This window comes from Pseudorhizobium tarimense (assembly GCF_022968135.1).
In the GTDB taxonomy this organism is placed as follows: Bacteria; Pseudomonadota; Alphaproteobacteria; order Rhizobiales; family Rhizobiaceae; genus Neorhizobium; species Neorhizobium tarimense.
In genome coordinates, this window is the sequence record NZ_JALJRA010000022.1 from 25,330 (window position 1) to 38,724 (window position 13,395).

Sequence of the window (13,395 nt, forward strand, 5' to 3'; positions counted from 1 at the left end):
TGGAGCAGGATTATGAACGTCACCATCGCCTTCGAGCCACCGCGGCAACCGCAGGTCCTCCGGCTGCTTGCGCTATCGGACGCCTATGCTGCTTCTCTTTATCCGGCGGAAAGCAATCATCTGGTCGACCTCGAGGCGCTTGAGAAGCCGACCGTGCGGTTCATTGTGGCACGGCGAGACGGCGACATCGTTGGCTGCTGTGCGCTCATTGACGCCGGTGACGGTACGGCTGAGATCAAGCGGATGTTCGTCGACCCAACTGCGCGCGGTCTCAAGGTGGGCAAGCTGCTGCTGGAAGCGCTGATCGGGGCCGGTCTGGACGCTCGACTTGGTGCGATCCGGCTCGAGACAGGCATCCATCAGCCAGAAGCCATCGGTCTCTACCGATCCTACGGGTTCACCGAAATCCCGCCCTTCGGTAGCTACAGGACCGACCCTTTGAGCCTCTTCATGGAGAAGAGGCTTTCCTGATCACCGGCGCTGGCTGATCCAGTTCCTCCGTCGCGAGGTCGGCGGAGGCGATCTCGGTCGAGTCCGCCAGCCGGACTTCGCGGATCCATTCCCGCCAGATCGAGACGACCAGGGCCATCAGCACCGGGCCGATGAACAGGCCAAGGAAACCCATCGTCTTTACCCCGCCCACCAGGCCGAAGAAGGTCGGCAGGAAGGGCAGCTTGATCGGGCCGCCCACCAGTCTCGGGCGGATCGTCTTGTCGACGATGAAAAGCTCGACGGATCCCCAGATAAAGAGGGCTGCTCCGGCGAAGTAGGAGCCACTGGCAACGAGATAGATGGAGACGAGCGTGAAGGAAAGCGGCGCACCGCCCGGGATCAACGCCATGACGCCGGTCAGAACGCCAAGCGTAACGGGCGAGGGGACGCCCGCGATCCAGTAGGCGATCCCAAGCACGATGCCTTCGCCAATCGCGATCAACGTCATACCCGTCACTGTGGAGCTGATTGTGGCCGGTACGACGCGGGAAATCCTCTCCCATCGCGTCGGCAGAATACGCTCACCGAGAAGGTCGATCTGTGCGGTGAAGGACGCGCCGTCACGATAGACAAAGAAAAGGGCGATCAGCATGAACAGCAGCGTCAGGACGAGATGGAATGCGCCGTCGCCGGCGGCAATCACCGCGCGGTAGATGTTGCCGATATTGGCGCCACTGACAATCTGGATGAGCTCCCCGACTGCTCCGGGAGCGCCAATGTACCGGTCCCACTGCTCGCCCAGCCAGTCGCCGACGCCAGGCAACGCGGTGATCCAGGTCGGAACGGCTTCGCCGTTGCGATTGACCTCGAGGATCCAGGCCACCCACTCGCGGACCTCGCCTATGGTGTAGGAGACCGCAATGCCGATCGGTACGACCAGGAAGGCGATGATGAAGATGATGGCTAGGGTGGCGCCGATCGTCGTATTGCCACCGATGTGTTGCAGCATCCTGCGATAGAGCGGCCAACTGGCAAAGCCGATGACCAGCGCGGCCAAAACGGGAACGACGAAGCCGTGGAAGAAGTAGATGCTGGCGATGACGATTAGGACCAGGAGCCAGCGCGCAGCGGAGATCGGTGGTATAAGCGCCGCCCGGCTATGTGCGACCGGTCCGAGCCAGCGGGGGCCGTCTTTCGATCTTGAAGATCCGTTCACGGTGATCACAACTCCGTTGATGGCCAGCATGTGGCGCGTGGCGCTATAAAGCACAAGATAACCGCCAACGGCCTTAAAATGCAGTGCGCGCCTTGCCCAATATGACCTATGCGATAATTATGATGAAATTCAAACAGACCGAAATCTTTCGATGACATCTTCAGCGCGTCGGTTCCTTGTGCGGGATCGGACTTCTTCATCCCACGCAAAGGTCGAAGCGACCGTTGGATCGTTCGATAGCCTCGAAAATTATCGCCGCTACTTGCGCGGAAGCTACATTTTCCGTGCATCGCTCGACGCGAGGATGAATGGGCTGCACTGGCCGGAGCAGTTTGGGCTCTGGGCGGCTTCGGATCGCCTCACTGACCTCATGCGTCAGGACATGGACGATCTCGGCGTCACTCCCCCGCCGATCAATCTTGCGCAGCCTGAGCCACTTCTCGCGTCGGACTTCGAAAGCCTGCTCGGGACGCTCTATGTCGTCGAAGGCTCCTCACTCGGTGCCCGCGTTCTCTTCCGGCGCGCGCAGACGCTCGGCTTGTCGGATACCTTCGGCGCCCGCCATCTGGCGGCACAAGCTCGGTCGGTGGAGCGCTGGAAGCGCCTTCTGGAACTGCTGGAATCTGCGCCTGTACTCGATCTCGATCGCACAGTCGCCGCCTCCGAAGCCACGTTCGTGGCGGTCGAGCGTGCATTCGAAGGCGGTGACCATGCCTGATACGAAGACCGTGGATCTGACCAACTGCGATCGTGAGCCGATTCATGTGCCCGGAAGCATTCAGCCGCACGGCTGCCTGATTGCGTGTGACGCAGCCGGTTCCGGAATTGTGCGCCACTCCACGAATGCGCCACAGATGCTGGGCCTGCCCCAAGACATCAATGGTATGCGGCTGGATGAGGCCCTGGGACCGGAAGTGGCGCATACGCTGCGAAACGCAATCGCGACCTCCTCCGATCCGGCACGGCCGGCGCTCCGTCACGGGGTGATCCTCCCGTCGGGCCAGCGTTTCGACGTGTCTATCCATGCCTATGAAGCAAATGCGATCCTCGAATTTGAGCCTGTTTCGGGGGACACGGACCAGCCGCTCGAAGCGGCGCGCATGCTCATCAGCAGGATCCGCAACATCCGATCCGTCGACCAGCTGGTCGAGCGTTCCAGCCGTCTCATCCACGCGCTGCTCGGTTACGACCGGGTAATGATCTACCGCCTGGACAAGGATGGTTCGGGCAAGGTGATCAGCGAGCACAAGCGCCGCGATCTGGAAAGCTTCAAAGGGCAGCACTTTCCGGCAACCGACATTCCCCAGCAGGCCCGTATTCTGTACCTGATGAACACCATCCGGGTCATCTCGGATGCCGACAATCCGCGGGTGGCGATCGTTCCTGCCCTCGATGAGGCGGGCGCGCCGCTTGACCTTTCTTTCGCGCATTTGCGCAGCGTATCCCCCATCCACTGCGAATATCTGCGCAACATGGGCGTCTCGGCCTCCATGTCGATCTCGATCGTGGTCGACGGAGAACTATGGGGGCTGATTGCCTGTCACCACTATTCGCGGAAGGCGCTTTCTATGCCGCAACGTGTAGCGGCAGAGACGTTCGGCGAGTTTTTCTCTCTGCATCTGAGCGCACTGAAGCAGAAGGAGATTGCTGAGAAGAACCGGGAGGTTCGCAGCGCTCTGGACCGCTTCTTGCAGGCCGCGGCCCATCACTCCGACATCCGCGAGCTATTGCGGCAGTCACTGGACGAACTCAGCGCGATGTTGCCGTCGGACGGGGTAGGGCTCTGGCTTTCAGGCGTCTGGACGGCCGCAGGAAGCGCGCCGTCTAAAGAAGGGGCCGCGGAACTTGCGGAACTGCTGGCGGAAAAGGCTGGCGGTCGGGTGTGGGAGACACATCACCTTTCGGTGGATCTCCCAACCTCCCGTGCATCCGCCGAAGGAACCTGCGGGGTGATAGCGGTTCCCTTGTCGCAAAGGTCGCGAGATTACCTCTTCTTCTTCCGCCGCGAACTCGTCCAGACGCTGGACTGGGCCGGCAACCCGGAAAAAGCCTATGAGAGCGGCCCACTCGGGGACCGCCTGACGCCGCGCAAAAGCTTCGCGGTCTGGAAGGAGACTGTCAGTGATCAGGCGCAGCCTTGGTCAGACGGTGACCTGGAGGTTGCCGACGCCATCCGTGCCGTGCTTGTCGAGATCGTCCTGCACCACAACGAGCTGATCGCCGATGAGCGCGGCAAGGCGGACGTGCGCCAGAGGATGCTCAACGAGGAGCTCAATCACCGGGTCAAGAACATCCTGTCGGTCATCAAGTCGCTGATCGGCAGCCCGGTTGACCCGGGACAGGATATCGAGAGCTACATCGAGTCCCTGAAGGGCAGGGTTCAGGCGCTTTCGCTGGCGCATGACCAGATTGTCCGGAGCGGGGACGGCGGCATGCTGCGCGATCTCCTCCATGCGGAGCTGCAGCCATATCAGGCAGGCGACCGGCGAATCGTCCTGCAGGGGCCGCCGATCTGGCTGGATGCACGATCCTTCTCCGTCATGGCGCTCGTGCTGCACGAGATGGCGACCAATGCCGCCAAGTACGGCGGGCTTTCGCGCTCGGGCGGTGATCTCTCCGTCCGCTGGAGCAGGAGCGATACGGCCGATTGCGAGATCCGGTGGGAGGAGAACGGCGGTCCGCCCGTAACGGCACCCGTCCGCAGTGGGTTCGGCAGCGTCCTGATTGGCCGCAGCGTTTCCTACGAACTCGGTGGCAAGAGCCGGATCGACTATGACGAAGCCGGCCTGCGTGGATATTTCTGCATCCCGTCCACTCATATTCAGGCTGGCGGCGAAGACGAAGAACGGCAATTGATCGAATCTGCGTTGGACGAGGGCGATCAGGAAAAGTCGGACTTCTCGGAGGTTGAGCTTCTGCTTGTGGAAGATCAGATGTTGATCGCTGCCGACGTGGAAACGATCCTGGCGGAATACGGACTAAAGAAGGTCACCACGAGTCCGTCCGTCGCTGAGGCCTTGCGAAAACTGGAGCACTTCGCGCCCAACATCGCCATCCTCGACGTGAACCTAGGTACAGGGACATCAGTTCCGGTGGCGCACGAACTGCTTCGCAGAGGCATCCCGTTCGTCTTCGCGACCGGCTATAGCGATCGCGCCACGATACCCGATCACATCGACGTACCCGTTCTGCGCAAGCCTTACGAAGCGTCGGCGCTCATCCGCGCGATAGCGCGCCTACTGGCTCAAACACGCGTGGACTAAGCGTCAGCCGCTTGCGGCGACAGTCGCCGCAGACGGTTCTCAGATGTCGAGGTTGTCGGCGAAGGCGGCGCGTTCCTGGATGAAGCGGAAGCGAGCTTCTGGCTTCGTGCCCATCAGGTTGTCGACCGCCTCCCGGGTACCCTCGAAGTCCACCTCGTCGATCGCCACGCGCAGAAGCGTGCGCTTGGCGGGATCCATGGTGGTCTCCTTGAGCTGCGCCGGCATCATTTCGCCAAGACCCTTGAACCGGCCGATCTCGACCTTCTTGCCCTTGAAAACCGTCTCCATCAGCTCAGCCCGGTGGGCATCGTCCCTTGCATAAACGGTCTTGGCACCTTGGCGGATGACGTAGAGCGGAGGCACGGCGAGGTAGAGATGGTTGCCGCGGATGAGCTCCGGCATCTCCTGGTAGAAGAAGGTGATCAGCAGCGATGCGATGTGCGCCCCGTCGACGTCCGCATCGGTCATGATGATCACGCGTTCGTAGCGGAGATCCTCTTCGCGGTACTTGGTCCGCGTTCCGCACCCGAGCGCCTGGATGAGATCGGCGATCTGCTGGTTGGCGGAGAGCTTTTCGCGGCTGGCGCTGCCGACGTTGAGGATCTTGCCGCGCAAAGGCAGGATCGCCTGGTTGGCGCGATTGCGGCCTTGTTTTGCCGACCCACCGGCCGAGTCGCCTTCCACGATGAAGAGCTCGGCGCCTTCTGCCGTGTTTTGCGAGCAGTCTGCTAGTTTGCCGGGCAGGCGCAGCTTGCGCACGGCCGTCTTCCGGTTGACTTCCTTCTCCTTGCGGCGGCGAAGGCGCTCCTCGGCGCGTTCGATCACCCAATCAAGGAGCTTTGCCGCTTCAGCCGGGTTACCCGCGAGATAGTGGTCGAAGGGGTCACGAAGCGCATTTTCGACGATGCGCTGGGCCTCGACGGTCGCCAGCTTGTCCTTGGTCTGGCCGACGAATTCCGGCTCCCGAATAAAGACGGAGAGCATGCCGACGGCGGAGATCATCACATCGTCCGTCGTGATCTGGGCCGCGCGCTTGTTCTGGGTGAGCTCCGCGTAGCTCTTCAAACCCTTTGTGAGCGCAATGCGAAGGCCGGCCTCGTGCGTGCCGCCTTCGGGTGTCGGAATGGTGTTACAATAGGAATGGATCTGCGGGTCGCCGCCATACCAGGTTACAGCCCACTCGAGCGCACCGTGACCGCCGGTCTTTTCCGTGCGGCCGGCGAAGATCTCGCGGGTCACGGTAAAGTCCTTGCCGAGCGTCGCGGACAGATAATCCTTCAGGCCGCCCGGGAAATGGAAAACGGCTTTCTCCGGGATTTCTCCCCCAACCACGACCACGCCGGGATCGCACGACCAGCGGATTTCAACGCCGCCGAACAGGTAGGCCTTGGAGCGGGCCATGCGGAAGATGCGACCTGCGTCGAACCTCGCGTGGTCGCCGAAGATCTGCGGGTCGGGATGGAAACGGACGCGCGTGCCACGGCGGTTGTGAACCGGCCCCAGTTCCTCCAGCCCCCCTTGCGGAACGCCGCGCGAGAAGCGCTGGCGATAGAGCTTGCGGTCGCGGGCAACCTCGACCTCGAGGAGATCGGAAAGCGCGTTGACGACCGAGACGCCGACGCCGTGCAGACCGCCCGAGGTCTCGTAGGCCTTACCGTCAAACTTGCCGCCGGCATGCAGCTTGGTCATGATCACTTCCAGCGTCGACTTGCCCGGGACCTGCGGGTGGTTTTCCACGGGGATGCCGCGGCCGTTATCCGTGACGGTCAGGAAGCCTTCGGTGTCCAGATGCACTTCGATGAAGTTGGCATGACCCGCGACCGCTTCATCCATAGAGTTGTCGATGACTTCGGCAAACAGGTGGTGGAGCGCCTTCTCGTCCGTGCCGCCGATATACATGCCCGGACGCATGCGGACCGGCTCCAGCCCCTCCAGGACTCGGATCGAGGAGGCGCCGTAATCATCTGCGGACGTCGCCGGACGCGGTTGAGCTGCCGGCGGCGGGGGCGTGTCCGTTCCCTTGTCGGCGTCCAGCGCTATGGGCGTGGCTGTCGGCAGATCGGCGAAAAGGTCGTTGTTGTCATCCATCGGGTCAGTCGGTACTACCTGTCGAGGGGCTGAAGGTGATGCCATCGCCATCTCACGCTATTTCGAATCACCGGCAATTCTGCCAGAAAGCTGGCTTTTTCGCGATGCGCCAGGGAAACGGTGCTCAGGCAGCAATGCGGCGCCTGTCGCCGAATGGCAAGGCGCCAATGCATGATCAGGCAGCCGGAGAGGGCCATGTCCACAGTTCATTTTGCATTAGCCACAGCTTTTGCGATCGTCATGGCGGCTTTGTCCGGCGCTCCAGCCTTTGCGCAGCAAGGGCCGCTCAAGCCTTACAAGGACGCCCTGTTCTCCCGCTTCCCCGTTTTGGAGAGCGCCGATGGTGGCGCCTATGAAGTGATCGACTACCAGGAGCTGCGCGACATCAATGAGCGCGACCAGGTGCCGGAACGGCGGGTAAAGTCGAGTTACGTCTCGACGGGCGTAAAGCAATACCAGGAGAATGAGACGCTGCAGCTCGGCGGGCGGCTGATCGAAGTGACTCGGGTCGGCAAGGAGAAGAACGCCGCCTTCACGGTGATCTTCGTTCACGGCCGCGGCGGAGACAGGCGCCTTGGCGCAAACGACTACAGCTTCGGCGGCAACTTCAATCGGCTCAAGAACCTCGCCGTGATGAACGGCGGAACCTACTATGCCCCAAGCGTCACCTCCTTTGACGAAAGCGGTGCCGAGGAGATCGCGCTCCTGATCCGTCACGCGTTTGAACAGTCACGCGGCCGGCCGGTCCTGCTGGCCTGTGCCTCCATGGGGGGAATGGTCTGCTCCCACATCGCCCGCAATCGCGAGGCTGTCCATTATCTTTCAGGCCTTTCGGTTCTGGGCGGGCCGCCGGATCCGGGCTTCCTGACGACACCTGCGGCCAAGCGCCGTCTGCCGCTCTATCTCTCCCACGGCAGCGCCGACAGCGTGTATCCGGCGGAGGAGCAGACGGGCGTCTATCGCAAGCTGCAGGCGGCGGGCTATCCGGTTCGGATGACCGTGTTCAACACGGGTGGGCACGGCACGCCGATCCGCATGACCGACTGGCGCAAGCTGATCAACTTCCTGCTGACGGCAGGATAAGGCTTGCGGGCGCCGCCGCCGATTTTCATGGCTTTTGTCGGCTGCAACGCTAGAACAGGGCCCAACAACAAGATGCGGACACAAGTCCCCAAGGGAAGGAGAAGGAGATGACCCCCGACGTGCGGCCACTGGTGGCGGGAAACTGGAAGATGAACGGCACCCGCTCATCGCTCGATCAGATCAAAGCGATTAGCGAGGGGGTGAAGGGCGAACTGGCGGAGAAGGTGGACGCCTTGCTCTGCCCGCCGGCGACCCTGCTTTACGTTGCGACGGCGATCTGCACCGACAGCCCGCTCGCCCTCGGCGCGCAGGACTGCCACCAGAACGTAAGTGGCGCCCATACCGGCGACATTTCCGCCGAGATGATCGCAGACTGCTTCGGCACTTACGTGATCGTCGGCCATTCAGAGCGGCGTGCCGATCACGGCGAAAGCGATGCGCTTGTGCGCGCCAAGACCGAGACGGCTAACGCGGCGGATCTCACTGCGATCATCTGCGTCGGGGAGACGGAAGAGGAGCGCGAGCGGGGCGAGACGCTTCAGGTGCTGAAGCGGCAGCTCGAAGGCTCGATTCCTGATGGTGCACGTGCCGAACGGACGGTGGTGGCTTATGAGCCGGTTTGGGCCATCGGCACGGGCCTGACGCCGAGCGTTGCCGACGTCGCGGAAGCGCACGCCTTCATGCGCCGCGAACTCGCAGCCCGGTTCGGGGCGGAGGGGCAAGCCATGCGCATTCTCTATGGCGGCTCGGTCAAGCCCTCGAACGCCCGCGACCTGATGGCGGTGGAGAATGTCGACGGGGCGCTGATCGGCGGGGCAAGCTTGAAAGCCGTTGATTTCCTTGCCATCTACGATGTCTATCGCGAGCTGATGGGGTAAACCGGCACCCGGGGCTTGGAATGCGCCTCAGCCTCATGTAAAGAGCCGCCAATCTTACCGTTATTGCCCTTCGCCAGGGCAGGGAATTTGCCATGCAAACCGTTTTAATCGTCATCCACCTCATGATCGTGCTCGCCCTGGTGGGCGTGGTGCTGATCCAGCGCTCGGAAGGCGGCGGCCTGGGCGTCGGCGGCGGCTCCGGCTTCATGTCGGCACGCGGCACGGCCAATGCACTGACGCGCACCACAGCCATCCTAGCTACGCTGTTCTTCATCACCTCCATGACGCTGGGCATCCTCGCGCGCTATGAGTCGCGTCCGACGGACATCCTCGACCGCATTCCCGCGACGCAAGGAAGCGGCAACGGCATTCTCGACTCGCTCGGCCCGGCGCAGACGGAGACCCCCGCTCAGGCCCCGGCCAATGACGGTGTACCGACCGGCGGCGAAGTGCCTGCACAGAACGACGCCGCACCCGCGGCTCAGGATGCGGCTCCTGCTCAAGGTACTGCCGCTCCGGCGCCTGCCGCGCCCGCCAATTCGACGGGCGTTCCGACCGGCCAATAAGCCCGGTCTTTGCAACATTCTCCGGCAGGCCAAAAGCCTGCCGGTTTTCTTTTGTCCAGATTTCGTCGGACCGCCCCAAGCATGTGAAGAAAAGGGCTGGCGGAATCGATCATGAAAAGGTATCCGGTGACTCCCATGGCGCGATATGTATTCATCACAGGCGGCGTGGTTTCTTCCCTCGGAAAAGGAATTGCGGCCGCGGCACTCGGAGCGTTGTTGCAGGCCCGTGGTTATCGGGTTCGCCTTCGCAAACTTGACCCCTATCTGAATGTCGATCCGGGCACCATGAGCCCGACGCAGCACGGCGAAGTCTTCGTCACTGACGACGGCGCGGAAACCGACCTCGACCTCGGTCACTACGAGCGCTTCACCGGACGCTCGGCGACCAAGACCGACAACATCACCACCGGCCGTATCTACAAGAACATCATCGACAAGGAACGCCGCGGCGACTATCTCGGCGCGACCGTCCAAGTCATTCCGCACGTGACCAACGAGATCAAGGATTTCGTGGTCGAAGGCAATGACGACTACGACTTCGTCATTTGCGAAATCGGCGGCACCGTCGGCGATATCGAGGCAATGCCTTTCGTCGAGGCGATCCGCCAGCTCGGCAACGAGCTGCCGCGCGGTGGGGCCGTCTACCTGCACCTGACGCTGATGCCCTTCATCCCGGCGGCTGGCGAACTGAAGACCAAGCCGACTCAGCATTCGGTCAAGGAGCTGCAGGCGCTCGGGATTGCTCCCGACATTCTCCTCGTTCGTGCTGATCGTGAGATCCCCGAGGCCGAACGCCGCAAGCTCTCGCTCTTCTGCAACGTTCGTCCCTCTGCCGTCATTCAGGCACTCGACGTCGCCAACATCTACGACGTGCCGATGGCCTACCACAAGGAAGGCCTCGACTCGGAGGTGCTGGCGGCTTTCGGGATCGAGCCGGCGCCCAAGCCGCGGCTGGATGCCTGGGAAGAGGTCTGCAGCCGGATCCATACGCCGGAAGGCGAGGTGACGATCGCGATCGTCGGCAAGTACACAGGCCTCAAGGACGCCTACAAGTCGCTGATCGAGGCGCTGCATCACGGCGGCATCGCGAACCATGTAAAGGTGAGGCTCGAGTGGATCGAGTCGGAGATCTTCGAGAAGGAGGATCCGTCGCCCTATCTCGAAAAGGTGCACGGCATTCTCGTGCCCGGTGGTTTTGGCGAGCGGGGCGCTCAGGGCAAGATCAATGCGGCGCGCTTTGCGCGCGAGCGGAAGGTGCCATATTTTGGTATCTGCTTCGGTATGCAGATGGCCGTTCTGGAAGCGGCGCGCAATCTCGCCGGCATCGAGAAGGCCTCCTCCACGGAGTTTGGTCCGGCACAGGAACCCGTCGTCGGCCTGATGACGGAATGGGTGAAGGGCAACGCGCTGGAGAAGCGCGCAGCGTCCGGCGATCTGGGCGGAACCATGCGCCTCGGCGCCTACGACGCGTCACTGAAGAAGGAAACGCGGATCGCCGAGATCTACGGCTCCACCGCGATCTCCGAACGCCATCGCCACCGCTACGAGGTGAATGTCGAGTACAAGGACAAGTTGGAGAGCTGCGGTCTGGTCTTCTCCGGCATGTCGCCTGACGGATTGCTGCCGGAAACGATCGAATATCCGGATCATCCCTGGTTCATCGGGGTCCAGTACCATCCGGAACTGAAGAGCCGTCCGCTCGACCCGCATCCGTTGTTTGCAAGCTTCATCGAGGCGGCCCTGGAGCAGAGCCGGCTGGTTTAATTTCGGTGTGGACCTGTGGCTGCGCTACAGGTCCACGTCGTAGAAACCCAGCGCCTCTTCGAGCTCTTCCTGCTCATAGCTGAAGTGCGATTTCACCACCGCCTCGAGCTGATTGTAGCTCCCGTTGAGCGCGTCGAAGCTGGCGGGCGTCGGTACTGAGATTGCCTCTGCAGCGGCTGATTCAAGCCGTTCTATCAGCGCGTGGATGACGAGATGTTCTTCCGCCAGGCGCTCCACAACACGGGTCAGACCGGCACTGTGACCGGTGAGGGCGGGAAAGTTCCACTGATCTTCGGCCGTGTGGTGGAAGGTCAGCATCTGGCATTCTTCACCGCAGATAGTTCCGGCAAGGCGGGTGTTTTTGCTCATCGCCAGCGAACCCACAGCGTAAGTAACTTCGCTCACCGACCGCAACCCCTGCGCAACCTCGTCGATGATGCTCCTCACGTCCGACATCTGACGAAGATGCACGGCATGGATGGCGGCAAGGCGTCGGCCGCGCCGCCTCTGCTCCGCTGTCACATCCTCAATCTTCGGCGCCCTGGGCCGTGTGCTGTCATCCAGAAAGTTGATGGTGAAGGTCATGGCAACTACTCCCTCATCGCCCCTGGACTAGCGGATCAGACTTTCTGCTCCTAGCCGTCTGCCTCGATCGTGGCTCATCCGATCGATCGATAGGTCGCTAATGCTCGGTCCCGCGCGCTCGCATGGTCCACGATTGGCTTGGGGTACGTCTGCCCCAGAACGATGCCAGCCTGCTGCAGCACCATTTCGGGAGCCTCGAAGGGACGGTGAACATATTTCCGGTTCAGCTTTGCCAGTTCCGGAACATAGCGACGCACGTAATCTCCGTCGGGGTCGAACTTCTCGCCCTGCAGGATCGGGTTGAAGATGCGGAAGAAGGGCGAGGCATCTGCGCCAGATCCGGCCACCCACTGCCAGCTTGCGGCGTTGTTGGCCGGATCGGCATCGACCAAAGTATCCCAATACCAGTCCTCGCCCTTGCGCCAGTCGATCATCAGGTCCTTGATCAGGAAGGACGCCGTGATCATCCGAACGCGGTTGTGCATGTAGCCCTCCTGCCAGAGCTGGCGCATTCCGGCGTCGACGATCGGATAGCCGGTGAGGCCTTTCGTCCAGGCGCGGAAGTGCTTGCGGTCGAAGGACCACTGGAAGCCATCGAACGACGAGTTCCAGTTTCGCGTGGCAAGATCGGGAAAGGTTACGAGCAGGTTATAGCTGAAGTCACGCCAGGCGAGTTCGCGGCGGAAATGGGTCACCTGTGCCGGATCAACTCCTGCAAGGCCGCTTGTGGCGTGCCAGGCCTGGGCCGGCGTGATTTCGCCATGGGCGAGGTGAGGGGAGAGCCGAGAGGTGACATCACGTGCCGGAACATCCCGGCCTTCCCTATAATCGCTCAGGCCGTTCTCGATGAAGTCGCTCAGCCGTTCATGTGCACCGGCTTCGCCGGGATGCCAAATGTTTTCGAACGATGCTGCCCAATTCGGCCGGTGCGGGAGAAGATCCCAGTCTTCAAGCCGCTCTGATCGGGGCGAAAACGCAAAGCCTGGCAGCGTCTTGGGCGCTTCGACGGTATCCCGCGGCTCCCCCAGAGCCTGCATGGCCTTCCAGAATGGCGTGAAGACACGGAATGGCTTTCCTGCACCCGTGCGTACCACCTGCGGGTCTTGGAGAAGCTGGCCGTGGAACGCCTCCACTGCAACTCCCTCACGCTTCAGGTCGCGGGCTATGTCCCGATCAATATCGTCGCGTTCGTAGCATCGGTTGAAATAGACGGTGCTGGCGCAGGTCTCCTTCGCAACTTCAGCAAGAACATCCTCTGCGCGACCGGAGGCGAGCACGAGATCAGCTCCTCGATCTTTCAGGTCATTCGCCAACGCCGTCAGCGAGTGATGCAGCCACCACGCCTGCGCCGCACCGAGCGGCATGACGGTCGTGGGAGCGGGTTCGCGGATGAAGATCGCGATCAGCGGAGCGCCCGTTTCCACAGCGGCTGACAGAGCTGCGTTATCGGAAAGACGGAGATCCCGACGAAACCACAGGATCACGGGCGAGGGGGACTGGGACAAGAGGGCTCCACTGGC

The 13,395-nt window shown here is 62.0% G+C and carries 11 protein-coding genes; 7 read left to right on the forward strand and 4 right to left on the reverse strand.

The window, feature by feature from the left end:
* Positions 1-9: 9 nt before the first annotated feature.
* On the forward strand, positions 10-471 hold the full coding sequence (locus tag MUU54_RS21085) for a GNAT family N-acetyltransferase (RefSeq protein ID WP_247245959.1): 462 nt from the start codon (positions 10-12) through the stop codon (positions 469-471).
* Here MUU54_RS21085 and MUU54_RS21090 read toward each other — a convergent pair.
* Positions 449-1,678: an AI-2E family transporter gene (locus tag MUU54_RS21090; protein ID WP_281433426.1), complete on the reverse strand. Its 1,230-nt coding sequence runs from the start codon at positions 1,676-1,678 to the stop codon at positions 449-451. The two genes, MUU54_RS21085 and MUU54_RS21090, sit on opposite strands and share 23 nt — an antisense overlap.
* Positions 1,679-1,799: 121 nt before the next feature.
* Between MUU54_RS21090 and MUU54_RS21095 the strand changes: the two genes are divergently transcribed.
* A complete protein-coding gene (locus MUU54_RS21095) occupies positions 1,800-2,366 on the forward strand; it encodes a biliverdin-producing heme oxygenase (protein WP_247245932.1) in 567 nt (188 codons plus the stop codon).
* The gene (locus MUU54_RS21100; protein WP_247245933.1) at positions 2,359-4,911 is read left to right on the forward strand and encodes an HWE histidine kinase domain-containing protein; all 2,553 of its coding nucleotides are present in this window, start codon (positions 2,359-2,361) and stop codon (positions 4,909-4,911) included. The genes MUU54_RS21095 and MUU54_RS21100 overlap by 8 nt, the downstream gene beginning before the upstream one ends.
* Positions 4,912-4,950: 39 nt before the next feature.
* Here MUU54_RS21100 and parE read toward each other — a convergent pair whose 3' ends face one another.
* Positions 4,951-6,999, reverse strand: coding sequence for a DNA topoisomerase IV subunit B (gene parE, locus MUU54_RS21105; protein ID WP_247245960.1), 2,049 nt, complete (start codon positions 6,997-6,999; stop codon positions 4,951-4,953).
* 195 nt (positions 7,000-7,194) lie between these two features.
* Here parE and MUU54_RS21110 point away from each other — a divergent pair, with 195 nt between their 5' ends.
* The 4 genes from MUU54_RS21110 (at position 7,195) to pyrG (ending at position 11,290) form a co-directional block, all read left to right on the forward strand.
* Positions 7,195-8,082, forward strand: coding sequence for an alpha/beta hydrolase (locus MUU54_RS21110; RefSeq protein ID WP_376742229.1), 888 nt, complete (start codon positions 7,195-7,197; stop codon positions 8,080-8,082).
* Between the two features lie 107 nt (positions 8,083-8,189).
* Complete coding sequence (gene tpiA / locus MUU54_RS21115; protein ID WP_247245934.1) at positions 8,190-8,960, forward strand: triose-phosphate isomerase; 771 nt, start codon at positions 8,190-8,192, stop codon at positions 8,958-8,960.
* Between the two features lie 92 nt (positions 8,961-9,052).
* A complete protein-coding gene (gene secG / locus MUU54_RS21120; protein WP_247245935.1) occupies positions 9,053-9,526 on the forward strand; it encodes a preprotein translocase subunit SecG in 474 nt (157 codons plus the stop codon).
* A gap of 111 nt (positions 9,527-9,637) precedes the next feature.
* Complete coding sequence (gene pyrG, locus MUU54_RS21125) at positions 9,638-11,290, forward strand: CTP synthase (RefSeq protein WP_281433424.1); 1,653 nt, start codon at positions 9,638-9,640, stop codon at positions 11,288-11,290.
* 24 nt (positions 11,291-11,314) lie between these two features.
* Here pyrG and MUU54_RS21130 read toward each other — a convergent pair whose 3' ends face one another.
* Together MUU54_RS21130 and MUU54_RS21135 are read right to left on the reverse strand one after the other, a co-directional pair.
* Positions 11,315-11,875 carry a hemerythrin domain-containing protein gene (locus MUU54_RS21130; RefSeq protein ID WP_247245936.1) on the reverse strand — a complete coding sequence of 187 codons (561 nt, stop codon included), beginning with the start codon at positions 11,873-11,875 and terminating at the stop codon, positions 11,315-11,317.
* A 74-nt stretch (positions 11,876-11,949) separates the two neighbouring features.
* On the reverse strand, positions 11,950-13,380 hold the full coding sequence (locus MUU54_RS21135) for a cryptochrome/photolyase family protein (RefSeq protein ID WP_247245937.1): 1,431 nt from the start codon (positions 13,378-13,380) through the stop codon (positions 11,950-11,952).
* Between the last annotated feature and the right edge of the window lie 15 nt (positions 13,381-13,395).